23 protein-coding genes, 2 tRNA genes and 1 rRNA gene are annotated in these 23,176 nt (G+C 55.9%); 11 read left to right on the plus strand and 15 right to left on the minus strand.

Annotation, left to right across the window (positions count from 1 at the left end; translation table 11 throughout):
- The first annotated feature begins 18 nt into the window (after window positions 1–18).
- Window positions 19–786 carry an amidohydrolase gene (locus ACG1VR_RS18645; protein ID WP_039897943.1) on the plus strand — a complete coding sequence of 256 codons (768 nt, stop codon included), beginning with the start codon at window positions 19–21 and terminating at the stop codon, window positions 784–786.
- A gap of 58 nt (window positions 787–844) precedes the next feature.
- Here the strand turns inward: ACG1VR_RS18645 and hpxK are convergent, their stop codons facing one another.
- From hpxK to ACG1VR_RS18660, 3 genes are all read right to left on the minus strand, one after another.
- Complete coding sequence (hpxK, locus tag ACG1VR_RS18650) at window positions 845–2,101, minus strand: allantoate amidohydrolase (protein ID WP_395489535.1); 1,257 nt, start codon at window positions 2,099–2,101, stop codon at window positions 845–847.
- On the minus strand, window positions 2,101–3,342 hold the full coding sequence (locus tag ACG1VR_RS18655; RefSeq protein ID WP_395489536.1) for a pyridoxal-phosphate-dependent aminotransferase family protein: 1,242 nt from the start codon (window positions 3,340–3,342) through the stop codon (window positions 2,101–2,103). The genes hpxK and ACG1VR_RS18655 overlap by 1 nt, the downstream gene beginning before the upstream one ends.
- Before the next feature lie 185 nt (window positions 3,343–3,527).
- On the minus strand, window positions 3,528–4,367 hold the full coding sequence (locus tag ACG1VR_RS18660; protein ID WP_395489537.1) for a MurR/RpiR family transcriptional regulator: 840 nt from the start codon (window positions 4,365–4,367) through the stop codon (window positions 3,528–3,530).
- Between the two features lie 122 nt (window positions 4,368–4,489).
- On the opposite strand from ACG1VR_RS18660, the gene ACG1VR_RS18665 reads away from it, so the two are divergent.
- The 4 genes from ACG1VR_RS18665 to hpxZ are packed head-to-tail and all read left to right on the plus strand — an operon-like array spanning window position 4,490 to window position 8,030.
- The gene (locus tag ACG1VR_RS18665) at window positions 4,490–6,073 is read left to right on the plus strand and encodes a gamma-glutamyltransferase family protein (RefSeq protein ID WP_395489538.1); all 1,584 of its coding nucleotides are present in this window, start codon (window positions 4,490–4,492) and stop codon (window positions 6,071–6,073) included.
- Window positions 6,074–6,084: 11 nt separating this feature from the next.
- Complete coding sequence (gene hpxX / locus ACG1VR_RS18670; RefSeq protein WP_395491125.1) at window positions 6,085–6,273, plus strand: oxalurate catabolism protein HpxX; 189 nt, start codon at window positions 6,085–6,087, stop codon at window positions 6,271–6,273.
- A complete protein-coding gene (locus tag ACG1VR_RS18675; protein ID WP_395489539.1) occupies window positions 6,270–7,646 on the plus strand; it encodes an AtzE family amidohydrolase in 1,377 nt (458 codons plus the stop codon). Before hpxX ends, ACG1VR_RS18675 begins: the two co-directional genes overlap by 4 nt.
- Window positions 7,647–8,030: an oxalurate catabolism protein HpxZ gene (gene hpxZ / locus ACG1VR_RS18680; protein ID WP_016535014.1), complete on the plus strand. Its 384-nt coding sequence runs from the start codon at window positions 7,647–7,649 to the stop codon at window positions 8,028–8,030. It begins immediately after the preceding gene.
- 39 nt (window positions 8,031–8,069) lie between these two features.
- Here the strand turns inward: hpxZ and puuE are convergent, their stop codons facing one another.
- Genes puuE through ACG1VR_RS18695 form a run of 3 tightly spaced genes read right to left on the minus strand, consistent with a single transcriptional unit; the run spans window position 8,070 to window position 10,496 of the window.
- Window positions 8,070–9,026: an allantoinase PuuE gene (puuE, locus tag ACG1VR_RS18685; protein ID WP_395489540.1), complete on the minus strand. Its 957-nt coding sequence runs from the start codon at window positions 9,024–9,026 to the stop codon at window positions 8,070–8,072.
- A 16-nt stretch (window positions 9,027–9,042) separates the two neighbouring features.
- Window positions 9,043–9,780, minus strand: coding sequence for an allantoin racemase (hpxA, locus tag ACG1VR_RS18690; RefSeq protein WP_395489541.1), 738 nt, complete (start codon window positions 9,778–9,780; stop codon window positions 9,043–9,045).
- Between the two features lie 2 nt (window positions 9,781–9,782).
- Window positions 9,783–10,496: a GntR family transcriptional regulator gene (locus tag ACG1VR_RS18695; RefSeq protein WP_016535011.1), complete on the minus strand. Its 714-nt coding sequence runs from the start codon at window positions 10,494–10,496 to the stop codon at window positions 9,783–9,785.
- Between the two features lie 142 nt (window positions 10,497–10,638).
- Here ACG1VR_RS18695 and ACG1VR_RS18700 point away from each other — a divergent pair, with 142 nt between their 5' ends.
- Window positions 10,639–12,132, plus strand: coding sequence for an NCS1 family nucleobase:cation symporter-1 (locus tag ACG1VR_RS18700; protein WP_395489542.1), 1,494 nt, complete (start codon window positions 10,639–10,641; stop codon window positions 12,130–12,132).
- Window positions 12,133–12,298: 166 nt separating this feature from the next.
- A complete protein-coding gene (locus ACG1VR_RS18705) occupies window positions 12,299–13,222 on the plus strand; it encodes a DMT family transporter (RefSeq protein WP_395489543.1) in 924 nt (307 codons plus the stop codon).
- Window positions 13,223–13,340: 118 nt separating this feature from the next.
- Here the strand turns inward: ACG1VR_RS18705 and ACG1VR_RS18710 are convergent.
- A tRNA-Asp gene (locus ACG1VR_RS18710) sits at window positions 13,341–13,417 on the minus strand.
- A 134-nt stretch (window positions 13,418–13,551) separates the two neighbouring features.
- Window positions 13,552–14,283 carry a DNA polymerase III subunit epsilon gene (gene dnaQ / locus ACG1VR_RS18715; protein WP_016535007.1) on the minus strand — a complete coding sequence of 244 codons (732 nt, stop codon included), beginning with the start codon at window positions 14,281–14,283 and terminating at the stop codon, window positions 13,552–13,554.
- A 66-nt stretch (window positions 14,284–14,349) separates the two neighbouring features.
- On the opposite strand from dnaQ, the gene rnhA reads away from it, so the two are divergent.
- Complete coding sequence (gene rnhA, locus ACG1VR_RS18720) at window positions 14,350–14,826, plus strand: ribonuclease HI (RefSeq protein WP_039897938.1); 477 nt, start codon at window positions 14,350–14,352, stop codon at window positions 14,824–14,826.
- Here rnhA and ACG1VR_RS18725 read toward each other — a convergent pair.
- Window positions 14,774–15,541, minus strand: coding sequence for a class I SAM-dependent methyltransferase (locus ACG1VR_RS18725; RefSeq protein WP_395489544.1), 768 nt, complete (start codon window positions 15,539–15,541; stop codon window positions 14,774–14,776). The genes rnhA and ACG1VR_RS18725 overlap by 53 nt on opposite strands.
- A 36-nt stretch (window positions 15,542–15,577) precedes the next feature.
- On the opposite strand from ACG1VR_RS18725, the gene gloB reads away from it, so the two are divergent.
- On the plus strand, window positions 15,578–16,333 hold the full coding sequence (gene gloB / locus ACG1VR_RS18730; RefSeq protein WP_395489545.1) for a hydroxyacylglutathione hydrolase: 756 nt from the start codon (window positions 15,578–15,580) through the stop codon (window positions 16,331–16,333).
- 70 nt (window positions 16,334–16,403) lie between these two features.
- Complete coding sequence (gene mltD, locus ACG1VR_RS18735) at window positions 16,404–17,777, plus strand: murein transglycosylase D (protein ID WP_016535003.1); 1,374 nt, start codon at window positions 16,404–16,406, stop codon at window positions 17,775–17,777.
- A 44-nt stretch (window positions 17,778–17,821) separates the two neighbouring features.
- Here mltD and ACG1VR_RS18740 read toward each other — a convergent pair whose 3' ends face one another.
- From ACG1VR_RS18740 to ACG1VR_RS18750, 3 genes are all read right to left on the minus strand, one after another.
- On the minus strand, window positions 17,822–18,589 hold the full coding sequence (locus tag ACG1VR_RS18740; protein ID WP_016535002.1) for a class I SAM-dependent methyltransferase: 768 nt from the start codon (window positions 18,587–18,589) through the stop codon (window positions 17,822–17,824).
- Between the two features lie 71 nt (window positions 18,590–18,660).
- A complete protein-coding gene (locus ACG1VR_RS18745) occupies window positions 18,661–19,464 on the minus strand; it encodes an endonuclease/exonuclease/phosphatase family protein (RefSeq protein WP_039897937.1) in 804 nt (267 codons plus the stop codon).
- Between the two features lie 144 nt (window positions 19,465–19,608).
- The gene (locus ACG1VR_RS18750) at window positions 19,609–20,784 is read right to left on the minus strand and encodes an MFS transporter (RefSeq protein ID WP_172568304.1); all 1,176 of its coding nucleotides are present in this window, start codon (window positions 20,782–20,784) and stop codon (window positions 19,609–19,611) included.
- Window positions 20,785–20,888: 104 nt separating this feature from the next.
- Here ACG1VR_RS18750 and yafC point away from each other — a divergent pair, with 104 nt between their 5' ends.
- Entirely contained in the window at window positions 20,889–21,791 is a 903-nt protein-coding gene (gene yafC, locus ACG1VR_RS18755; protein ID WP_016534999.1) for a DNA-binding transcriptional regulator YafC, read from the plus strand.
- 6 nt (window positions 21,792–21,797) lie between these two features.
- On the opposite strand, the gene dkgB is transcribed toward yafC, so the two are convergent.
- The 3 genes from dkgB to rrf form a co-directional block, all read right to left on the minus strand.
- Window positions 21,798–22,604 carry a 2,5-didehydrogluconate reductase DkgB gene (dkgB, locus tag ACG1VR_RS18760; RefSeq protein WP_016534998.1) on the minus strand — a complete coding sequence of 269 codons (807 nt, stop codon included), beginning with the start codon at window positions 22,602–22,604 and terminating at the stop codon, window positions 21,798–21,800.
- Between the two features lie 175 nt (window positions 22,605–22,779).
- A tRNA-Asp gene (locus tag ACG1VR_RS18765) sits at window positions 22,780–22,856 on the minus strand.
- Between the two features lie 190 nt (window positions 22,857–23,046).
- A 5S ribosomal RNA gene (rrf, locus tag ACG1VR_RS18770) occupies window positions 23,047–23,162 on the minus strand.
- Window positions 23,163–23,176: the final 14 nt, after the last annotated feature.

Below are 23,176 nucleotides of genomic sequence, written 5' to 3' on the forward strand. Positions count from 1 at the left end.
CCTAAGAGGCTGCCGCTTGTGTCTGGTTTGAAAGTTTCCCTTCTGCAACAACCGCTGGTATGGATGGACGGTGCCGCAAACCTGCGTCACTTCGATGTGCTGCTGGAGGGCGTGCACGGGCGTAATTTAATTATTCTGCCGGAGATGTTCACCACCGGCTTTGCCATGGAAGCCGCCGTGCAGTCGATGCCAGAGCAAGAGGTGATTGACTGGATGCAGTTCAAGGCGCAGCAAACTCAGGCGATGATAGCCGGGAGCGCCGCGTTGCAAACCGAGCGCGGGCCGGTTAACCGCTTCCTGCTGGTGCAGCCGGACGGTAAAGTACATTTCTACGATAAGCGCCATCTGTTCCGCATGGCCGACGAACATCATCATTACCAGGCTGGTGAAGAGCGTGTGATTATCGAATGGCGCGGCTGGAGGATCCTGCCGCTGGTTTGCTACGATCTGCGCTTCCCGGTCTGGTCACGCAACCGCAACGATTACGATCTTGCGCTGTATGTCGCCAACTGGCCTGCCCCGCGCTCGCTTCACTGGCAAAGCCTGTTGCAGGCCCGTGCGATTGAAAATCAGGCTTACGTTGCGGGCTGTAACCGCGTCGGCACAGATGGCAACGGCCATCACTACCGCGGAGATAGCCGGATCATCAGCCCTCAGGGCGAAATTATGGCGAGCTGCGAACCGCATCAGGCGGCAAGGCTGGATGCAGATTTATCGCTGGTGGCGTTGCAGGAGTATCGGGAGAAATTCCCGGCGTGGCAGGATGCCGATCCGTTCAGCCTTTAACGGCAGGATCGTGACAGAGATAAGACCCGGCTTTTTATCGCCGGGTTTTCTTTATCTGCTATTCAGCAAGCAGGGCGACCGCGCGGGTAAAGGCCTGTACCGCCTGGGCAACATCCTGCCCGGTGACGGATTCCGCCGGGTGGTGGCTGATCCCCTTCTCACAGCGCACAAACAGCATGGCGCTCGGCCAGCGTTCGGCGATGGCGATAGCATCATGCCCCGCGCCGCTTGGCAGCAAAAGGCTCCGCCCCTGAACTTCGCTCACCGCCTGGCTCAGTTTGCTCTGGAGCTGGCTGTCGCAGGGCGTGGCCGGGATGGCGTAATAGGTTTGTGCCGCAAACTGCATGTCGCGCCTGGTGGCAATAGCCTGCCCTTCGGCCAGCAATTGATTAAGCAAACTTTCCAGAGCGCTATCCTGCGGGCTGCGAATATCCAGCGTCAGGTGAACTTCACCGGGGATAACGTTAACCGCGCCAGGCTCACAGCTCAGCGTGCCAACGGTAGCGACTAAATCCGGGCCATGCTGCCGGGTAGCCGACTCAATGTAATGCATCCACTCGGCGGCAGCGGCCAGCGCATCTTTACGCAGAGCCATTGGCACCGTCCCCGCGTGCCCTGCATGCCCGGTAAAGCGGCAGTTGAGGCGACGAGCACCGTTAATGGCCGTCACCACGCCCAGGGCCAGGTTTTCCTGTTCCAGCACCGGTCCCTGCTCGATGTGCAGCTCCAGATAGGCGCTAAAGTCCTCCGCCGGGCGCGCCGCGCTGGCAATGCGCGACGGATCAAGACCCGCAAGCGTCATCGCCTGCGCCACGCTCACGCCGCTGGCATCTTCACAGCCGAGCCAGTGTTCTGGCCAGCTACCGGTTACGCCCCGGCTGCCCAGCAGCGTCACGCCAAACCGCGTGCCTTCTTCATCGCCAAAGCCAACAATTTCTATCGCCTGCTCGAGCTGAATATCGTGCTGGTGCAGAAACGCCACCACTTCCAGGGCGCAGAGCACGCCGAGCATGCCGTCGTAGCGCCCGGCGTTGCGAACCGTATCGAGATGGGAACCCAGCAGAATCGCCTGCGCCCCTTCGTGTTTTCCCTCGTAACGCCCGCAAACATTGCCCACAGCATCCTGCCAGGTCGTCATGCTGAGCTGTTCCATCCAGCTGGCTACCAGCTGATTTGCCTGTAAGTGCTGAACGGAGAGATAGACGCGGGTCAGTTGCCCGGCGCTTTCGCTAATTGCCGCCAGCCTGTCTGCCCGGTCCATTACGCGCTGAGCGGCGACCCACGCATATTCAGCGTCCATCAGAGGGGCGGCCATTAGCTGGCTCCCTGAGCGTAAACGTTCCATGCCGCCTGCATCGCTTCACCCTGCACGGTTTTAAACCCAAGCCGGTTGAGCACCGCTTCCAGGGCGGTAAGCGTTTGCAGCACGCAGTCTTTACGGGCGTTATAGCCCATAGTGCCGATGCGCCAGATTTTGCCCTGAAGCGGGCCGAAAGAAGTGCCGATTTCGATGTGGAAGTCTTCCAGCAGCAGCTTGCGAACTTCTTCCCCATGAACCTGAGAAGGAATAGCTACGCCCAGCACGTTATTCATTTTGTGGTTTAAGTCGCCGAAGGTTTCCAGCCCCATACCCTGAATACCCGCGACCATCGCCCTGCCGTGCAGTTCGTGGCGAGCGATCCCGGTTTCCAGCCCTTCTTCCAGAATAATGCGAGCGCACTCTCGGGCGGCAAACAGCATGCTGGTGGCTTCGGTGTGGTGGTTAAGCCGCTCCGGCCCCCAGTAGTCCATCACCATGCCGAGATCGAAATAGTTGGAGTAGATCATCTCATCGTCGCCGTCCTGGTGCGCGGCGGTACGGATCCCTTCCTCTACGCATTTACGGCGGCGGATAACTTCTTCCATCTGCGGGCTAAGGGTTACCGGCGAGCTGCCGGACGGGCCGCCGAGGCATTTTTGCAGCCCAGCGGAAACCGCATCCAGCCCCCATGCATCGGTTAGCAGCTCGTTGCCGCCGAACGAAGCGGTAGCATCGGTATAGAACAGCACGCCGTGGCGACGGCAAATATCCCCCAGCTCCGCCAGCGGTTGCAGCATGGTGGTGGAAGTATCGCCCTGAACCGTCAGCAGCAGGCGAGGTTTCACCTTTTTGATGGCATCTTCAATTTGCTGCGGGCTGAAAACTTCTCCCCACGGCACTTCAATGGTGTGAACTTCGGCGCGGCAGCGGCGGGCAATCTCACACAGCAGATGGCCGAAGCGGCCAAAAACCGGCACCAGCACTTTGTCTCCGGGCCGAATAGCCGACAGCAAAATAGCCTCGATACCGGCGCGTGAAGTGCCATCTACCAGCATCGTCCATTTGTTTTCGGTACGGAAAAGCTCACGGTACAGCACCATCACTTCATTCATATAGCCCGTCATCACCGGGTCATACTGCCCGATAAGCTGGCTCGCCATGGCGCGCAATACTCGCGGATCGGCGTTGATCGGGCCAGGGCCCATCAGCAAACGGTGCGGCGGATTGATTTGTGGGAAGTGCTGAATATCAAACATGGCGGTTCCTTGAGTCTGAGATTGAAACAAAAGATTCTTATGCGTTTCTTTTGCAACTAATGTGCCAGCCGCAGGCAAATTTTTTTCCGGCTGATGCGTCGGGCCAGCGCGGAAAAAAAGAGTGAAGTAAGGATGATGAACCATTCTGGCTCACCCCGACCGTGCAACTGCACCAGGGTGGAGCATTAACGCTGTTCCAGCTCGTCCAGCTCTGTATACAATTCTGCGATATTATGGATACGCTGACGCCCGCTGGTCAATGACTCATGCAGCACCGCGTTCGCGAGTAAATTCACCAGGCTCATGGCGCTGCTATAGCTGTCGAAAGCGGAGACGCTGTCGAGCGGCGCGCTCAGGTGCCAGCGGGAATAAGCCGCCAGGCCGGAGGAAGAAGATTCGCTCAGCACCACCAGCGGTATACCGCGCTGCTGCAAACTGGCGAGCAGAGGCTTGATGATGCGCGGCCTGCGGCGAAATGCCACGGCAACCACGCAATCGTCCGGGCCGATATCCACCAGCTCTTCCGCCAGCGTCTGCCCCGGCTGCGGCAGGAGCAGCACCCCGCTGCGAATTTGCAGCAGCTGCTGGCGGAGGTGCATCGCCACCGGCCATGAATTTCGCATCCCGATGATAAACAAACGCTTTCCGCTGACCAGGGCATTAACCACCTCGGCAAACTGAGCCGAATCCAGCTGATTCACCAGATTGGTCAGATTGGCCATTTCCTGCTTGTAGTGCCTCGCCAGCAGCGTGTTGCCCTGCACCGCATCACGATTTTCCGTCAGCGGCATGCCGCTCTGGCGCAGGATTCGCAGCTCGTCGCGCATATCTTTATAACGCTCATAGCCCAAGCGTTTAAACAAGCGGCTTACGGTAGCCTTTGATACCCCGGAAAGCCGCGCCAGCTCGGCGCTGTTATAGCTAATCAGGTCGTCAAAATGATCGACAATGAACGAAGCTACGCGCTGCTCCTGCGGGGAAAATAGCGCCCATGAGGCCCGCAAACGCTCATCTAACTGTTTCATTCCGACTCCTGTAACTTTCGTTTCAGCGCAGCCTGACACAGTGAAACGATCTTCGTCAACCTGGAACATCTCTTGCTTCTGCTTTGCCTATCCGAGCGCAACATCTGCAAGAGAATAACAACATGCAAAGCAATATGGCCCCCAGCGGCATGGCGGTAGCGCCCCACCACCTGGCCAGCGAAAGCGCGCTGGCCGTTCTGCGCCAGGGCGGCGATGCCATAGAAGCTATGGTCGCCGCAGCCGCAACTATTACGGTGGTTTACCCCCATATGAACGGCATCGGCGGCGACGGCTTCTGGCTGATTGTCCCGCCGGAAGGGGACCCCATCACCCTCGACGCAAGCGGGGCGGCCGGCTCGCTGGCGACCCTGGACTTTTATGCCGGAGACACGGCAATTCCCCATCGTGGAAGCAAATCTGCATTAACGGTTCCCGGCACGCTCAGCGGCTGGGCGGAAGCATTAAAAGTTTCAGCGGAGCTTGGCGGCGGCCAGATACCGCTTTCGCGCCTGCTGGCGGATGCTATTCGCTATGCGGCAGACGGCATTCCGGTTACCGCCTCGCAGGCAAACGCGACCCAAAGCAAATACGCCGAGCTGGCCGATGTTCCCGGCTTCGCGCAAACCTTCCTGCAGCGCGGGGAGATTCCCGCCACCGGCAGCCGTTTTACGCAGCCAAAACTGGCAGAAACGCTCTCGCGCCTGACCGTAGAAGGCCTGGATAGTTTTTATCGCGGCCCGCTGGCGGCCCTGATAGCGGAGGAACTGGCGGCTTTGGGCATCCCGGTTACCGGGGAGGATCTGGCAAACCACCGGGCAAAACGCGGCAAGCCGCTTCGCCTTGAACACCAGGCCGGAGAGATTTTCAACCTCGCGCCACCCACGCAGGGGCTGGTCTCGCTGGCTATCCTCGGCATTACAGATCGCCTGCACATGGCCGAAGCCAGTGAGGCGCAAACCGTACACCGCATCGTCGAGGCGACCAAAAAAGCTTTTGCCCTGCGTGACCGCCATATTACCGATCCGCGCCATATACCCGATCCGGTTCAAAACCTGCTGGAGCCCGAGGCGCTTGATTTGCTGGCAGAGCAGGTCAGCGACCAGAGCGCTGCACCCTGGGGCAAAGGCAAAGGGCCGGGAGATACGGTCTGGATGGGCGTTATCGACGGGAACGGGCTGGCGGTGTCGTTTATTCAAAGTATTTATCACGAGTTCGGCAGCGGCGTGGTGCTGCCGAAAAGCGGCGTGCTGTGGCAAAACCGAGGCGCCTCTTTCAGCCTCGATCCGGCGCATTTACTGGCGCTGGCACCCGGCAAACAACCGTTCCATACCCTCAACCCGGCGGCGGCCCGGCTTGCCGACGGCAGAACGCTGGTTTACGGCTCGATGGGCGGCGACGGCCAGCCGCAGACCCAGGCCGCCATATTTACCCGCCACGTCATTCAGGGGGTGGATTTACAGGAAGCGGTAAGCGCCCCGCGCTGGCTGCTGGGCCGGACCTGGGGCCAGGCATCCGACAGCCTGAAACTGGAAAACCGCTTTAGCGAAGAAACCTTCGCCGCACTTCGTGCCCTCGGCCATGAAGTGGAAACCCTACCCGCTTTCAGTGAGGCCGTAGGCCACGCCGGGGCTATTGTTCGCCATACCAACGGCATGCTTGAAGGTGCGTGGGATCCGCGCAGCAACGGCAGCGCCGCAGGCTTTTGAGGAGAGGCATGATGAAACACCAACCGTTTAACTGGCCGGATTATATCGGGCTGATGGAGCAGCTGCTTGCCGTTCCGCTGGACGACGAGCGCCGCAGAGAGCTGGCGTTCCAGCTGGCACGTATTGCCGCGATGGCAGAGCCGCTGATGGCATTCCCTCTGCCCGACCGTCAGGAAGCCGCCGGAGTTTATAAATTATGACCGCACTTTCCATCCGCCAGATTCGCAAGGGGCTACAAGACAAAACGTTCTCGGCCACCGAGCTTGCTCAGCAAACGCTGGCGAAAGTTGAAGAGCTTAATCCGCAGGTTAATGCTTTTACCGGGATTACCCAGCCACGCCTGCTCGAAGAGGCCGCAGCGGTGGACCTCTCTATTTCCCGGGGAGAGACGCTACCCGCCCTTGCCGGCGTGCCCTACGCGGTAAAAAACATCTTTGATATTAAAGGGCTGACGACAATTTCCGGCGCGAGTCTGTTTGCTGAACAGGCACCAGCGCAGGAAGATGCGTTTGCCATCACCCGGTTGCAAAAGGCGGGCGGCCTGCTCGGCGGCGCGCTGAATATGGATGCTTACGCCTACGGTTTTACCACCGAAAATAGCCATTACGGCGCAACCAGAAATCCGCGCGACCTGACGCGTATTGCGGGAGGATCTTCGGGCGGCTCGGCGGCAGCCGTCGCGGCAGGTATGGTGAATTTCACCCTCGGCACCGACACTAACGGCTCCATTCGGGTGCCTTCATCGCTTAGCGGCATTGTGGGCCTGAAGCCGACGTTTGGCCGCCTGTCGCGCGGCGGCAGCCATCCGTTTGTCGCCAGTCTCGACCATATTGGGCCGATGGCCCGCAGCGTGGAAGATGTGGCGGCAGTTTACGATGTACTTCAGGGATATGACGGCAAAGATCCGTTCCAGGCGCGGCGAGACATTGAGCCCGTTTTCGACACGCTGGAAAGCACAACGGCGCTTCGCTGTGCGGTGCTGGACGGATTTTTTGAGCGCTGGTGCAATGACGATGCAAAAGAGGCGGTACTGCGCGTAGCCAAAGCGCTTCAGGCTACGGAGCATGCTTCTATGCCAGAGGCCGAACTGGCCCGCTCCTCGGCCTTTCTGCTGACGGCGGCGGAAGCAGGAAACCAATATCTTCCGGCCCTGCGAGCAAGCCCCGAGCGCTTTGAGCCTAACTCTCGTGAACGCCTGCTGGCCGGAGCCATGACGCCTTCCGTCTGGTACACCCAGGCCCAGCGCTTCCGCGCCTGGTTCCTGGAGCGCACGCTGCCGCTGTTCGACAAGTTTGATCTGCTTATCGCCCCGGCCACGCCTTGCAGCGCCACGCTTATCGGCCAGCAGACCATGAACATCAACGGCGTGGAGCTGCCGGTGAAAGCCAGTATGGGACTCTTAACTCAGCCGATTTCATTCCTCGGTTTCCCGGTGGCCAGCGTGCCGCTAGCCACAGCAGGCGGTTTGCCGATTGGCGTGCAGTTAATTGCCGCTCCATGGCGGGAAGATATTTGCCTGCAAGCCGCACGTCACCTGGAGCGCCAGGGTGTATTACAGATGAAGGTAAATTAAATGATGCGAGAAAATATTGACCGCCCGGCGATTCTGAATGAAGTCACCGCGGCCTTTTACCGCTATGAGCAGGCGCTGATAAGCAACGATGTGGCGGTGCTGGACGAGCTATTTTGGGAAGATGCCCGCACCGTACGCTTTGGCGCCACGGAGAATCTTTACGGCATCGACCAGATCCGCGCCTTCCGCAGCGGCCGCTCGCCACAGGGGCTGGATCGTCAGTTGAGAAACACCGTGATAACCACCTTCAGCGACGAACTTGCGGTGGCAAGCACCGAGTTCACCCGCGAAGGCAGCGATAAAATCGGCCGCCAGATGCAGACCTGGGTGCGCTTTCCCTCAGGCTGGAAGATTGTGGCCGCGCATGTAAGTTTGATGGGGTAGTTTTTCTCCTCCCGTCACGTCGGGAGGGGAATTAAATCACTAGCCAGCAAAAGGATGCATCTTCACCCAATGCTCGGCTATTTCCTGCCTTCTGCAAATCCACACGCCCTCGTGCTGCTGCACGTAGTCCAGAAAACGCTGTAGCGCCCGGAAGCGGCCGGGCCGCCCCAGCAGGCGGCAGTGCATGCCAATCGACATCATCTTCGGCGAGGTTTCCCCCTCTTCGTACAGCACGTCAAAGCTGTCTTTCAGGTAGGTGTAGAACTGCTCGGCGGTGTTAAAGCCCTGCGCGGTGGCGAAACGCATGTCGTTGGCGTCCAGAGTGTAGGGCACGATGAGATGCGGTTTTACGCTGCCGTCTTCGCAGGTAACTTTGCTCCAGAAAGGCAGATCATCGCCGTAGTAGTCGCTGTCGTAGAGAATGCCGCCGTGCTCCACCACCAGCCTGCGAGTGTTCGGGCTGTCGCGGCCGGTGTACCAGCCCAGCGGGCGCGAACCGAATAAGTCTTCAAGGATTTCCATCGCCTGGTGCAGGTGCTGCCGCTCGGCTGCCGGATCCATATTTTGATAGTGGATCCAGCGCCAGCCGTGGCTGACCACGTCGTAATCTGCCGCTTTAATGGCGGCGACGATTTCCGGGTTACGGGCCAGCGCCATAGCCACGCCAAATACCGTCAGGCTCAGACCACGTTTCTGAAACTCATTATGAATACGCCAGAACCCGGCGCGGGAGCCGTATTCGTAGAGCGAGTCCATCGACATATGGCGGTCGGGATAGCTGGCCGCCCCGACGATATCGGAAAGAAATTGTTCGGAACCGGGGTCGCCGTGCAGGACGTTGTTTTCCGCCCCTTCCTCAAAGTTGAGCACAAACTGAAGCGCAATACGTGCGCCATTGGGCCACTGCGCATGAGGCGGATTGCCCGCATAACCCGCGAGATCGCGCGGGTAGTTTTCGGTAAAGGGGTAACGCATAGGTTTAGCTTCGTGCTGCATATTTACTCCTTTAACCTTAGCTCAGGCGGGAAAAAGAGCCGGAAAGCGGCTTTGGGTTAGGGTATGCAAGATCGCCGAATTTGCTGGTACCGATACCGAGTGCGATAAGAGACTCCACCATTTTGACCGCAGCCGTCACGCCGTCGATAACCGGGATGCCGATTTCTTCGGTCAGCTCTTTCGCCAGGTTAGCCATGCCGCCGCAGCCCAGCACAATGGCTCCGCTGTTATCTTCTTTTTTAGCCTGAATGCAGCGCTCGCGTACCAGGCGTTGGGCAAGACCGGTGCCGTCTTCCAGCGCCAACACCGGCAAATCAATGGCGTGCAGCGCCGCACAATGGTGTTCAAAACCATACTGGCGCAATAAATGACGAGCGATGATTAGGGTGCGTGGCAGCGTGGTCACGATAGAAAAGCGCGTAGCCACCAGCGTTGCCATGTGCATGGCCGCCTCGGCAATCCCGATGACCGGACCGCTTGCCAGTTCACGCGCCGCCAGCAGCCCCGGATCGCCAAAGCAGGCAATAACATGGCCGTTTGCGCCCTGCTCTTTACCCCGTTTGATTTGCTCAAGCACGCCGATAGCCGCGATGGCTTCATCAAAATGCCCTTCAATGGACTCCACGCCTTGTTCCGGGCAAACGGCGAGAATTTTGGTGCCCGGCGCGGCCACGCTGCGGGCCGCCTCGCCAATTGTGTGGGTCATCGCCACGCTGGTATTCGGGTTGATCACTTGAATGATGGGCTGCTGCATGATTAGTCCTGTCTGGTGCCAAAGAGGCGTGCGAAGTCCGGAGTTGTTTCACCGCCGCGCTCAAAATGCAGGCTGGAAACGATATGTTCAAAGTGGTGCTGCATCGCAAGCGTTAGCGGCTCAAGCTCTTTATTGCGCAGCAGATCGATAAGGTTTTCATGATCGTCGCAGCGGCAGCCACGCTGCCACGGAGCGCCCCAGGCGGCGATCACCAAAGATGAACGGTGCGTTAACCCGGTGACCATCTCCGTCAAAACCGCGTTACCCGAAATAGCCTGGAGCTGAATATGGAATGCGGCCGAGAGGCGGATAGCCGCCGGACCGTCGCCTTCGCGGTGCGCTTTCTCTTCTTGTTGCGTTATTTTGCGCAGCGCGGCGAGGTGAGGCGCCTGAATATGTTCAAGAACATGAGGCAGGTTGGCGCATTCAATAACCGCCCGGGTCTGGAAGATAGCTTTCGACTCTTCGACGTCCGGCATGGCAACAAATGCACCACGCCCGGGCAGCATGGTGATCATTTGCACCGTTGCGAGGCGCGTGAGCACTTTGCGGATCCCGGTGCGGCTGATGCCAAAAACTTCTGCCAGCGCTTCTTCCGGCAGCTTACTGCCGGGCGGAAGTTGATGTTCAACCATCGCCGTCATCAACGATTGCCAGATAAATGCTTCTTTTTCCTGTAATTCCGCCGGGGCTGTGACCCCAAAATCACGTTTCATTCACGACTCCTGTTAGCACCCTGCCACCTCATTTTGTATACAATATCATTTATAATTGAATACAAGAAACGCAAACCTGGCCTGGTTCCTGCAATACCTTTGGCAGACATAATCCACCTTCTGTTTTATAGGAGCAGATCCCATGCCAGGTATAAAGAACAACGCAACAGCCACGAAAGAGAGTGCCAACGCAGGCTACAGCCCGCGCCTGTGCAACGATGACCTGGCCCCAACCCGCAACCAGACTTGGTCGTGGTACAACATCTTTTCGTTTTGGATGTCCGATGTACACAGCATGGGCGGCTATGTGGTTGCCGCCAGCTTCTTTACCCTCGGACTTGCCAGCTGGCAGGTGCTGATTTGCCTGCTGGCCGGGATCTGTATTGTGCAGGTGTGCGCTAACCTGGTAGCTAAACCAAGCCAGATGGCGGGCGTGCCGTATGCGGTCATTTGCCGTCAGGCGTTTGGCGTGTTTGGCGCGAATATTCCGGCGGTGATCCGCGGGCTTATCGCCTTCGCCTGGTACGGTATACAAACTTATCTGGCGGCCAACGCATTAATGCTGGTGCTGCTGAAGTTCTGGCCGACGCTTGCCCCGATGACCGGCGTTAGCTTCCTCGGCCTGTCCCAGCTTGGCTGGATTTGCTTTGGTATTATGTGGGTGCTCCAGGCGCTGGTGTTCTGGCACGGCATGAACGCTATCAAACGTTTTATCGATATTGCCGGGCCTGCGGTATACATCGTGATGATGGCGCTGGCCGGGTGGATCCTTTACCAGACCGGATTCGACGGTATTTCCTTCACCTTAGCCAGCAAGCATCTTAGCTCCGGCGAGCAGATATGGCAGATGATCACCGCAACCGCGCTGGTGGTGTCCTACTTCTCCGGCCCGCTGCTTAACTTTGGCGACTTCTCCCGCTACGGGAAAAGCATGCAGGAGATCCGTCGCGGTAACCGCTGGGGTCTGCCGTTTAACTTCCTGCTGTTTTCCATCGTGACGGTTGTCATTGTTTCCGGTACCCAGTCGCTGTTCGGCAAAATGATCACCGACCCGATTGAAACCGTCAGCCATATTGGTAACAGCCTGGCAATGGCGATTGGCCTGCTGACCATGATAACGGCCACTATTGGGATCAATATTGTCGCGAACTTTGTTTCTCCGGCGTTCGACTTCTCTAACTGTTCACCGCAGAAAATTAGCTTCCGTGCGGGCGGGATGATTGCTGCCGTAGGTTCGGTGCTGCTGACGCCGTGGAACCTGTTCCAGTCGCCGGAACTTATTCACTACACGCTGGACGTTCTGGGATCGTTTATCGGGCCGCTGTTCGGCATCCTGCTGGCCGACTTCTACCTGGTTAAGGGCGGCACGATCCACGTCGACGATCTGTTTAACGACACGCCGAAGGGCCGCTACTGGTACAGCAAAGGCTTTAACCCAAAAGCGATTATTGCCCTGGTGCCTTCCGTTGCTGTTTGCCTGACCATCAGCTTTATTCCTTCGCTGCATGAAGTGGCAAACTTCAGTTGGTTTATCGGCGTGTTCCTGGGACTGAGCTGCTACCGCTGGCTGGCGCGCAGTGAAAAAGGCGCAGTTGCGGTTGGCTTCTCTGGCCGCGTCGCGACTTCTAAAGAGTAAAAATAAAGCCCGGGTCATCGAGATCCGGGCTTTTGGCTGGCTTGTTAATTCTCGACATACTCTTTTTCCTCTCTCCGAAGACTTTCTTGAATAGCGGGGCCCGACACGGGGTAATATATCCCTCCTCCATTCTTTCGAGCCAAATCCTGTGTCTAAGGAGCTCCCATTGCTCAGCAGTAAGAAGTCGGCCACCGAGGCTACGCCCCATTCGCCACCGGCCTGGTATGTTTTATTTCTTTTCACTCTTCCGCCCCTGCTTTGGGCGTGCAATTACATTGTGGGTAAAGCCGTTCGTAACGATATTCCCCCGGTCGGGCTGACCTTTATGAGGTGGCTGGTGGCGCTGGTCGTGATCCTGCCTTTTGCCTTCCCGTATATAAAAAGAGACTTTCGTCGTTATCGGGAGTACGCCGGGTGGATTATTGCCGTGTCGGTTACCGGCATCGTTTGCTTTAGCCTGCTGGTTTATATTGGGCTGCACCATACTTCCAGCACCAACGCCCTGCTGCTCAACTCCTGCATTCCGGTGCTGATTATGCTGTTTGGCGCGCTGTTTTTTGGCCACAAGCTCAGCATCAAGCAGGTTGTGGGCCTGGCAATTTCCTGCTGCGGCGTGCTGTTTATTATCTTTAAAGGCGATATTCACGGCCTGATGCAAATGGCGTTTTCGTCGGGCGACCTGATGCTGCTGGCGGCGATGGCGTGCTTTGCGCTTTATACGCTGTGGATACGCAAGATCCCTTCAGACATTAGCAGAATGGGGCTATTGGGCGTTCAGGTTGCTATTGCCCTGGTGGTAACGTTGCCGCTGTGGCTGCATGAAATAAGCACCGGGGCCGTGCCGGACTGGAACACGATGACCGTTTCAGCGGTGGTGTTTCTCGGCGTCTTCCCGTCGTTTGTTTCTTATCTGCTTTATGGCCGCTGCGTTGAGACGGTGGGCGCCGCCCGTGCCGGGCTGAGCATTCACCTGATCCCGGTGTTTGGCGTAGTACTGTCGCTGATTTTCCTCGGCGAGACGCTACATCTTTTCCATATCATCGGCATTGCGACTATTTTGGTTGGAGTGGCGCTGGCCAGCAGACGCTAGCGTTTATTCAGGCGGGCCCCGCGCCAAAAGGTGCGGGGCGAATATCGCAAGACGTATCCACCTGGACGGCAGAAACGACGAAGGCCTGAATCATTGCTGACTCAGGCCTTCTGAATTGTGGCGGAACGGACGGGACTCGAACCCGCGACCCCCTGCGTGACAGGCAGGTATTCTAACCGACTGAACTACCGCTCCGCGTTTTGTTCCCCGTCGGGAACGAGGCGAATATTACGGTTTGCCCCGGAAACCGTCAATGCTTTTTATCACAAAATTAACCGTTTGCTTTAAAAACCACCTGAGTGATGATTTTTAACTCATTTTAGCCATTTTTAGCTGCGCCACAGGCAGCTTCCGCCCTTCTTTTGCACCAAATCGAGGCGTGATTCATGGGCAATTAGCTCTTCATCGCTGGCGTGAATAACCCGCATGCCCGACGCCCGGCGCACAACGCGCTGTATTCCATCATTGCCCTGCTGCTGCTGAACATCCCCTTCCATAGAAAACTTCAGCGATGTCTGCCCGCCGGTCATCATCAGATAGACGTCGGAGAGGATCTGGGCATCGAGTAATGCGCCGTGCAGCGTACGTTTGCTGTTGTCTATTTCGTAGCGCGAGCAGAGTGCATCGAGGCTGTTTCGCTTGCCCGGGAACATCTTACGGGCCATCGCCAGGCTGTCGGTAATCTTACAGAAGGTTTCTGTTTTTGGGATATCGCGCCGCAGCTTGCTGAACTCGTAGTCCATAAAGCCGATATCAAACGACGCGTTGTGAATAACCAGTTCGGCACCGCGAATGTAGTCGAGGAACGAGTCGGCCACCTGGTCAAACGTCGGTTTATCTGCCAGAAACTCGTCGGCGATACCGTGAACGCCAAAGGCTTCCGGGTCCACCAGCCGGTCCGGCTTCAGGTAGACGTGGAAGTTATTGCCCGTCAGGCGGCGGTTGATAACTTCAACCGCACCAATCTCGATAATGCGATGCCCCTCGTAGTGAGCACCGATTTGGTTCATACCGGTGGTTTCGGTATCGAGGACTATCTGTCTGGTGGCTGTAGAAATCATATAGCTGTGCTCATCGCGCTCGTTTATGTCAGACTTGGCTTTTTCATCAAAGGAAGTCTACCAGAGATGCGTAAACAGGTAGAAGTTTTCACCGACGGCTCCTGCCTGGGTAACCCAGGCCCGGGCGGCTACGGTGCAATTTTACGGTACAAGCAGCACGAAAAAATTTTTAGCGAAGGGTTTCGTCTTACGACCAATAACCGCATGGAGATGATGGCCGCGATTGTTGCGCTTGAAGCCCTTATCGAGCCGTGCGATATCGTGCTGAGCACCGACAGTCAGTATGTGCGCCAGGGAATCACCCAGTGGATCCATAACTGGAAGAAACGCGGCTGGAAAACGGCTGACAAAAAACCGGTAAAGAATGTCGATCTGTGGAAGCGCCTGGATGCCGCACTGAACCAGCACGAAATCAAGTGGGAATGGGTTAAAGGCCACGCGGGCCACCCTGAAAACGAACGCTGCGACGAACTGGCCCGCAACGCTGCGTCTAATCCTGTTCGTGAGGATGTGGGTTATCAGCCGGATGCGGCTGCGCCTTAACGGTTTCACTATACTGCCGCGTCGCCCCTACCGCGGAGCGAATCTGATTTTTCGCTTTGCGGCTCTTCATCGGGTTCAGGGTCAGCGGCAGCGTGCGCTTACGCGCCACGATAACGTGCATACAGCCGAGCGCCGGTAAATGGGTGCTCAACATCTTTCCCCCCTGCCGGTGCCAGGGCAGCACCTGAAAACTCCGCCGGTACATCACTTCAAAGTTAAGCAGCGCAAGCCAGTCAAACTGACGCATAGGGGTAAACATGCGGCTATTATACGGCACGCGTTTGCGCAGGAACGGGATTGTCTTGCCCAGCCCCAGTAAACTGATAGGGTTAAAGCTGCTGAGCACAATCCAGCCGTCGTCAATCAGCACTCTGTCTACTTCACGCAGCAGGCGATGAGGGTCCGTGCACCAGGGCAACGTGTGGGCCAGCAGGCAGGCATCAACCGATTTTGCCGCGAAAGGCAAATGCAACGGATCGGCATTAACCTGTAGACTCTCTCCCTGAAGTGCCACATTGACCTGATGAGAAATAGCACAGGCTTCGGTGTCTATCTCCGCACTCAGATTGCCGATTTTCAGCAGGTGAAAACCGAACATTTTGCCAAGCCACGGGCGCAGCTGCTGGTTGAGCGCTTCCCGGTAGTATTCTCCCCAGGGCAGTTGCTCCCAGTGATGGGGGGAAGTGAGAATGTCAGGTATCCTTGCCGGTTTCATCACTACCTTCCTAATAGCCTAACGAGAGGTTGAATTATGAATCTTAACAGTATTCGCGCCTTCCAGGACAACTACATCTGGGTGCTTAATAACGAGTCGGGAAAATGCGTGATTGTCGACCCGGGTGAAGCCGCTCCCGTACTGAAAGCTATTGAGGAAAACGAGTGGCAGCCCGAGGCGATTTTGCTGACGCATCATCATGCCGACCACGTTGGCGGCGTCGTGCAGCTGAAAGAGAAATACCCGGCGATTGAAGTGTACGGTCCGGAAGAAACCCGCCTGAAAGGCGCGACCCGGATAGTAGGCGAAGGCGACAAGTTTAGCCTGTTTGGCGAGGAATATAGCGTTATAGCAACACCTGGTCACACTTTAGGCCATATCTGCTTTTTTAATTTTCCTTATCTATTCTGCGGTGACACAATGTTTTCCGGCGGCTGCGGGAGGCTATTTGAAGGCACTCCAGAGCAGATGTTCAATTCATTTCAAAAGCTTAACAAGCTCCCTGCGGAAACATTAATTTGTTGCGCACATGAGTATACGGAATCCAACATCAAGTTTGCCTTAAGTATTTTACCCGATGATGAGCAAATAGTCGGATATTACCGAAAAGTGAAGGAGTTACGCGCAAAAAACCACTCAACCTTGCCGTCCTCGCTGCAAACAGAACGCCAAATAAATGTTTTTTTACGCATGGAAGATACTGTTTTAAAAAGCAAAATCCAAAAAGAAACAAACTTGCAACAACCCCAGGAAATATTCGCCTGGTTAAGGGCAAAGAAGGACAGCTTCTGAATTTTCTGGTTGTGTTGTCGAAAAGGCAACGGTATTATCGCTCGTCTTTTAAGCAACCATTGACACACACATGAAGGCAAAAGCGATACTACTCGCCTCTGTCTTGCTTGTCGGGTGCCAGGCGTCAAAGCATGACGCTAACATTCAACAGCACGCACAGAGTCTGTCTGCAGCTGGTCAAGGTGAAGCAGGAAAGTACACGGGTCGAGCGACCTCTGCGCGATGGATGGATGATGGAACCTTCCTCGCGCAAGATCAAAACCTGTGGAACTTCATCGGCAACGAGCTAAAGATGGGGATACCGGAAAACGTCCGGATCCGCGAACAGAAACAGAAGTACCTGAGTAATAAGAGCTATCTCCACGATGTAACATTACGGGCAGAGCCGTATATGTACTGGATTGCCGGGCAGGTTAAGAAACGCAACATGCCGATGGAACTAGTACTACTACCCATAGTGGAGAGCGCTTTTGACCCCCACGCGACGTCTAGCGCGAATGCCGCAGGCATTTGGCAGATTATTCCAAGTACGGGGCGCAATTACGGTCTTAAGCAGACCAAAGCGTACGATGCACGCCGCGATGTAGTGGCTTCAACCACCGCAGCGCTGGATATGATGCAGCGTTTAAATAAGATGTTTGACGGCGACTGGTTGTTGACCGTGGCGGCGTATAACAGCGGCGAAGGCCGGGTGTTGAACGCCATTAAAGCGAATAAATCGCGGGGTAAACCTACCGATTTCTGGTCGCTTGCTCTGCCACGAGAAACAAAAGTATACGTACCGAAGATGCTGGCTTTGAGCGATATTCTCAAAAATAGCCAGAGGTACGGTGTACGTTTGCCGACGACGGATGAAAGCCGCGCGCTGGCGCGTGTTGAAGTCAACAATCCGGTTGAGTTAACGCAGGTTGCCGAAATGGCAGGCATGTCGCTAACCAATCTGAAGACCTTCAACGCCGGCGTGAAGAGTTCAACCGTTGGGAAAAGCGGCCCGCAATATGTGATGGTGCCTAAAAAGCACGCGGCACAGTTGCGTAGCTCCCTCGCCTCCGGCGAGATTGCAGATGTTCAGCCAACGTTAGTTGCGGATAACCGCAGCAGCGCGGGCGGCAACAAATCTTATAAGGTGCGTTCCGGGGATACCCTGTCCAGCATCGCTTCCCGCCTCGGCGTGAATAGCAAAGATTTGCAAAGCTGGAACAAACTGCGCGGCACGCACCTGAAAGTCGGGCAAACGCTCAGCGTGAATAATGCTGGCGCGCAGTTAGCCGACAATAGCAGCATCACCTATCAGGTGCGCAAGGGTGATTCCTTGTCGAGTATTGCTAAACGTCACGGCGTGAACATCAAAGATGTGATGCGCTGGAACAGCAGTACAGATGACCTGAAGCCTGGAGATCGGCTGACGCTGTTTGTCAGCGGTAATTCTTCACCAGAGACCTGATAAGCACTAAAAGGCACCTTACCGGTGCCTTTTTCTTTTCTGCGTTACGCCTTCCAGGCCTCCAGCATAATGATATCGCTGGTAAACGAGCCGTCCCGCTGTAATTCAAAGTAGTGTTTGACCTCATCCGAGGCGCTTTTCTGATAGGCGCGGATAGCGTCCGACAGCACTATCGGCGTTCTCATTCTGGCTATCCAGCTGGAAAACTCGAGGTTCAGACGGTCGCACAATACGCTGCGGGTCATCAGGCCTGCATCGTTAAACAGGCTCAGCCACTCGCCGCTGGAATAGTTGCGCACGTGGGAAGTATCTCGCAGCGCTTCTACCGTTTGCAGCCAGATATCCTTCACCGGATGCCCCGGAGAGGTGACGTCCATAAAGATAGCCACCCCACCCGGCTTAAGGACGCGCTTAACCTCACGCAGGGCCTGGCCGACGTCGTGCCAGTGGTGCGCCGAATAGCGGCTAATCACCACATCAAAAGTGCCCTCATCGAAAGGCAGCTCTTCCGCGTAGCCCTGACGGGTAGCGATATTGGTAATGCCGCGCGTGGTTGCGGCATCCGCGACTACGGCCAGCATTTGCTCTGATAAATCGTAAGCGACGACTGATTTAACTTTTGCGGCAGCAATAAAACTGGCGTGCCCTGCCCCGCATCCCATGTCCAGCAGAACGGCATTGGGAAAATCGTTCAGGCGAGCGCTAAGGCGCTCCAGATCTCGCCCGGAGGCATGAACCGTGCTGGTTAAATAAGCGCTGGCCTGGGAACCAAACTGCTGACCGACTTTGTCGTGATGGGATTGTGTTGTCATCGTTATGTCCTTGCGGTTAAGTAAGAAAAAGGGCAGCGCGCAGGTCTGCCCAACGGCAGACCTGACGAACCTTATTTCAGCTCAGGCTTGCCGGGACGGAATTCAACTAGTAGCGGGTTGTGATCGGAAGCGCGGGTTACCAGCACGGAGGCTTCGGTAACGTTCAGGCCACGGTAGAAGACGAAATCGAGCGGACGACCAAACGCCCGGCGGCGATGATCGTCGGTAAAGCGAACTTCACGCAGCGTCATCTCACGCGCAAAGCGGAACAGGGCATTCATACGCGGGCGGCTCCAGGCATTAAAATCACCGGCCATAATAACCGGCCCATTGTGATGCCCGATTTGATCGCCAATCGGCCCCAGTTGCTTGCTGTAGACATCTACGCCAAGGCTAAAATTGACCGCGTGGATATTAATAACCATCAGCATGCGGCCATCGGGAAGCGGGTAAACCGTCACCAGAGCAGATTTAGATAAGCGCAGGATAGGCTCGCGTTCGCGAAGCGGGCAGCAATAAACGGGATGAGCAGCAGAAAGCGTCATGACGCCAGACGGGTGCTGCGGTAACACAAAAGCGGGAACCTGGTCGGCCGCCAGATAGTTGCTGGTGGCAAACCTGACTAATTCAGGGGTAGTTTGCGCTTCCTGTAATAACACCAGTTGCGCATCTTTACCGAAAGTTTGCAGCACCGAAAGCCAGTCGGCCCGCTGCTGCTTAAAGATGTTCCACACCAGTACCCGCAAATTGCCCTGACCGGGCAACGGTTCACCGGGTGGTAATGCCTGACCAATGTTAGCAAACGAGCCGGGAGGCAAAATTCGCTCCGCTGGCTGTCCGGCTACATATCGCATGGCATAGGTATTCTTGTGCACGTTTGACTGACGACCTCTGTAACTCAAAATGCCCACAGGGCGTGGGCTATCTTTCAGTTATAGGGATTTTAGCGCAGACTTTCAACGACCATTACAAACCAATGCAATTCAGGAGCGTAAAACGCTACGCTCCTGTCGGGAGATTCAACCCATTGCTACACGAGAGCGCTTATCCAGTTTACCGCTCACGCCAATCAACAGCAGGGCGAAGACAACAATTACGGCACCGATCCACGGGGTCTGCGCCAGGCCATAGTTTTGTACCGTCTGGCCGCCAATCACAGAGCCGATAGCGATACCCACGTTAAATGCGGCGATGTTCAGTCCAGAGGCGACATCGACGGCGTTAGGCGTGAACTGTTCCGCTTTCTGTACCACGTAGACCTGCAACCCTGGTACGTTACCGAATGCAAAGATCCCCATAATCAGAATCGTAATCAACGCGCCAATATGTGAGTGGGCGGTGAACTGGAATACCAGCAGCAGCACGGCCAGAGCAGCAAAGATGAACTTTAATGCCGGAACAGCGCCGTGGCGGTCCGCCAGTTTGCCTCCCCAGATATTACCGATAGCAACGGATACGCCATAACCAAGCAAGATCCAGCTAACTGCCGAAGGTGAAAAGCCTGCAAGATCCTGCATCATCGGAGCAAGGAAGGTGAAAGCGGTAAACACGCCGCCGTAGCCCAGAGCGGTAACCAGATAGATCAGAACCAGGCGCGGGTGGGTTAATACCTGCAATTGCTCTTTAATACTCGCCAGCGCACGGTTTGGAATATCTTTTGGGATAAGGATCATGCTGCTCACCAGCGCAATCAGGCCAATTAGCGATACCGCAAGGAAAGTCTCACGCCAGCCAAAGTGCTGCCCGATGAAGGTTCCCAGCGGCACACCAGTTACCAACGCGACGGTCAGGCCGCCGAACATAATTGCGATGGCGGATGCGGCTTTCTCTTTTGGTACCAGGCTGGTAGCGATGGTAGAGCCAATAGAGAAGAACACGCCGTGAGCCAAGCCGGTAAGCAGACGCGCAACCACGAGAGTCTCATAATTAGGCGACAGCCAGGCCAGCACGTTACCGGCGGTAAACAGCGCCATCAGGCCAATAAGCAGCTGCTTACGAGGCAGTTTACCGGTCAGGGCCGTCAGCACCGGCGCACCGATAGCAACGCCCAGAGCATATATAGAGACCAGCAGCCCTGCGGAAGGCACAGAAATAGCCAGCTGATCGGCGATGGTGGGCACCAGCCCGACAAGAACAAATTCGGTAGTGCCGATTGCGAAGGCACTGATAGTCAGTGCGAGAAGCGCCAGAGGCATAATTTACTCCATAACAGGTGTCTTTTGATGACACGTAGTATGGCCGGATGTTTAAATAACAAAAATATGTAAAATCTCAATAGAATTTTGCTTGTGGAGCAACAATGAAGGCTACTTCTGAAGAACTCGCGATATTCGTTGCGGTAGTAGAAAGCGGCAGTTTTAGCCGCGCAGCGGAGCAGCTAGGCCAGGCAAACTCTGCTGTAAGCAGAGCCGTTAAGAAGCTGGAAATGAAGCTGGGCGTTAGCCTGCTTAATCGAACCACACGCCAGCTGAGCCTGACGGAAGAAGGCGAGCGTTATTTTCGTAACGTGCAGCAAATTTTGCAGGCGATGGCAGCGGCAGAAAATGAAGTTATGGAGAGCAAGCAAACGCCACGCGGACTATTACGCATTGATGCCGCTACGCCGGTGATGCTGCATTTGCTGATGCCTCTCATCAAACCTTTCCGCGAACGCTACCCGGAAATGACGCTTTCACTGGTATCGTCTGAGACGTTTATCAATCTGATTGAGCGCAAGGTGGATGTGGCTATTCGGGTGGGCACTCTCACGGACTCAAGCCTGCGTGCACGCCCACTATTTAATAGCTATCGGAAGATTATCGCTTCGCCTGATTATCTGGCAGCGCGCGGTACACCGCAAAGCGCCGAAGATCTCATCAGCCACGTTTGCCTGGGTTTTACAGAGCCTTCTTCACTTAACCGCTGGCCAGTTGCCCAGGCCGACGGTCAGCTATTAGAGATAACGCCGGGGCTGTCATCAAACAGCGGAGAAACGCTCAAGCAGCTATGCCTGACGGGTAATGGCATCGCGTGTCTGTCGGACTTTATGATCGATAGGGAGATTGAAAGCGGGGAATTTGTCGAGCTGCTGGCAGACAAGCGTTTGCCGGTAGAAATGCCGTTTAGTGCGGTATATTACAGCGATCGTGCGGTAAGTACCCGCATCCGGGCGTTTATTGATTTTCTCAGTGATGCGGTTAAACAGCCCCCGAAGGGGCCGTAGTCAGGATTAATTATCCCACTTCGGAGCAAGGCCTTCCGGGCTGACCAGGCGGTCATTACATTCGAGAGTCGCAATGGCTGCCATATCTTCTGCATCCAGCTTCAGAGTCAGCGCCTGAAGGTTACTTTCCAGGTTGGCGCGTTTGGTAGAAGAAGGGATGACTGCATAGCCTAAAGCCATCGCCCACGCCAGAATAACCTGAGCCGGAGTCGCCTGATGTTTTTGCGCAATACGAGCGATGGTTTCATCCGCCAGCGCTTTGCCGTAAGCAAGCGTCATGTAGGAAGTGATGTGGATGTTATGCTGCTTCGCCCACTCAACGACCGTGCGGTTTTGTAGGTACGGAGAGAGCTCAATCTGGTTGGTCGCGATATTCTCTGCGCCAACGGCATCAATTGCCTGCTGCATCAGTTCGACGGTGAAGTTAGAGATCCCAATCTGGCGGGTCAAACCGGCTTCTTTAGCGGCCAACAGCGCCTGCATAAATTCTGCTACCGGTACGGCATCATTCGGTGACGGCCAGTGGATCAGAGTCAAGTCAACGTAGTCAGTACGCAGCTTTGCCAGGCTCTCTTTCAGGCTTGGGATCAGCTTGTCTTTGCTGAGGTTCTCAGTCCAAATTTTTGTGGTAATGAAGAGCTCTTCGCGTGGAATTCCACTCTCTTCCAGAGCCTGACCAACGGCCGCTTCATTATCATAGATTTGCGCGGTGTCTACGGCACGGTAGCCGAGTTCCAGAGCGGTTTTAACAGATGCGATGACGACGTCGTCTTTCAGGCGGAAAGTACCAAGACCGAATGCAGGGATTGCCATTTTTATACCTCATTAAAGGGTGTGCGTTTGTATGAGGAAGATTATGGCCAGGATAACTTTGGCGAAAAAGACGAATAAATGCAGAAGATTTTTGCTCAGAAAGCAACAATATGGCTGTTTTTAGGAATTTCAGATACAAAAAAGCCCTGAGTCTAAGACTCAGGGCTTAAATAAGTGGCGGAACGGACGGGACTCGAACCCGCGACCCCCTGCGTGACAGGCAGGTATTCTAACCGACTGAACTACCGCTCCACCGAATTTCTTTACAACCACCGGTTTGTTGCCCCGGTTTACTGCTTATTTGATGCCTGGCAGTTGATGAACTTGCGTTCACCCTACGGGCCGCTGCTTCGCAGCGTTCAGACTCACCTTTCGGTTCGTCAGTCCTACTCTCTGAGAGTAGAGAACTGCCTCGTATTACTACCATTACTGCTAATTTGATGCCTGGCAGTTCCCTACTCTCGCATGGGGAGACCCCACACTACCATCGGCGCTACGGCGTTTCACTTCTGAGTTCGGCATGGGGTCAGGTGGGACCACCGCGCTACGGCCGCCAGGCAAATTCTGTTTAC

This window comes from Cedecea davisae, from assembly GCF_044095835.1.
Taxonomy (GTDB): Bacteria; Pseudomonadota; Gammaproteobacteria; order Enterobacterales; family Enterobacteriaceae; genus Cedecea; species Cedecea davisae.

What these genes read in the sequence shown, in the direction of transcription:
- hpxZ (WP_016535014.1), top strand. Translation starts at nt 7,647, where the DNA reads ATGATGCGAGAAAATATTGACCGCCCGGCGATTCTGAATGAAGTCACC.
- gloB (WP_395489545.1), top strand. Translation starts at nt 15,578, where the DNA reads ATGAATCTTAACAGTATTCGCGCCTTCCAGGACAACTACATCTGGGTG.
- ACG1VR_RS18725 (WP_395489544.1), bottom strand. Translation starts at nt 15,541, where the DNA reads ATGAAACCGGCAAGGATACCTGACATTCTCACTTCCCCCCATCACTGG.
- ACG1VR_RS18655 (WP_395489536.1), bottom strand. Translation starts at nt 3,342, where the DNA reads ATGTTTGATATTCAGCACTTCCCACAAATCAATCCGCCGCACCGTTTG.
- rnhA (WP_039897938.1), top strand. Translation starts at nt 14,350, where the DNA reads ATGCGTAAACAGGTAGAAGTTTTCACCGACGGCTCCTGCCTGGGTAAC.
- ACG1VR_RS18695 (WP_016535011.1), bottom strand. Translation starts at nt 10,496, where the DNA reads ATGAAACGTGATTTTGGGGTCACAGCCCCGGCGGAATTACAGGAAAAA.
- ACG1VR_RS18700 (WP_395489542.1), top strand. Translation starts at nt 10,639, where the DNA reads ATGCCAGGTATAAAGAACAACGCAACAGCCACGAAAGAGAGTGCCAAC.
- hpxX (WP_395491125.1), top strand. Translation starts at nt 6,085, where the DNA reads ATGAAACACCAACCGTTTAACTGGCCGGATTATATCGGGCTGATGGAG.
- ACG1VR_RS18660 (WP_395489537.1), bottom strand. Translation starts at nt 4,367, where the DNA reads ATGAAACAGTTAGATGAGCGTTTGCGGGCCTCATGGGCGCTATTTTCC.
- ACG1VR_RS18750 (WP_172568304.1), bottom strand. Translation starts at nt 20,784, where the DNA reads ATGCCTCTGGCGCTTCTCGCACTGACTATCAGTGCCTTCGCAATCGGC.
- ACG1VR_RS18675 (WP_395489539.1), top strand. Translation starts at nt 6,270, where the DNA reads ATGACCGCACTTTCCATCCGCCAGATTCGCAAGGGGCTACAAGACAAA.
- dnaQ (WP_016535007.1), bottom strand. Translation starts at nt 14,283, where the DNA reads ATGATTTCTACAGCCACCAGACAGATAGTCCTCGATACCGAAACCACC.
- mltD (WP_016535003.1), top strand. Translation starts at nt 16,404, where the DNA reads ATGAAGGCAAAAGCGATACTACTCGCCTCTGTCTTGCTTGTCGGGTGC.
- puuE (WP_395489540.1), bottom strand. Translation starts at nt 9,026, where the DNA reads ATGCAGCACGAAGCTAAACCTATGCGTTACCCCTTTACCGAAAACTAC.
- hpxK (WP_395489535.1), bottom strand. Translation starts at nt 2,101, where the DNA reads ATGGCCGCCCCTCTGATGGACGCTGAATATGCGTGGGTCGCCGCTCAG.
- ACG1VR_RS18665 (WP_395489538.1), top strand. Translation starts at nt 4,490, where the DNA reads ATGCAAAGCAATATGGCCCCCAGCGGCATGGCGGTAGCGCCCCACCAC.
- hpxA (WP_395489541.1), bottom strand. Translation starts at nt 9,780, where the DNA reads ATGCAGCAGCCCATCATTCAAGTGATCAACCCGAATACCAGCGTGGCG.
- ACG1VR_RS18740 (WP_016535002.1), bottom strand. Translation starts at nt 18,589, where the DNA reads ATGACAACACAATCCCATCACGACAAAGTCGGTCAGCAGTTTGGTTCC.
- dkgB (WP_016534998.1), bottom strand. Translation starts at nt 22,604, where the DNA reads ATGGCAATCCCTGCATTCGGTCTTGGTACTTTCCGCCTGAAAGACGAC.
- yafC (WP_016534999.1), top strand. Translation starts at nt 20,889, where the DNA reads ATGAAGGCTACTTCTGAAGAACTCGCGATATTCGTTGCGGTAGTAGAA.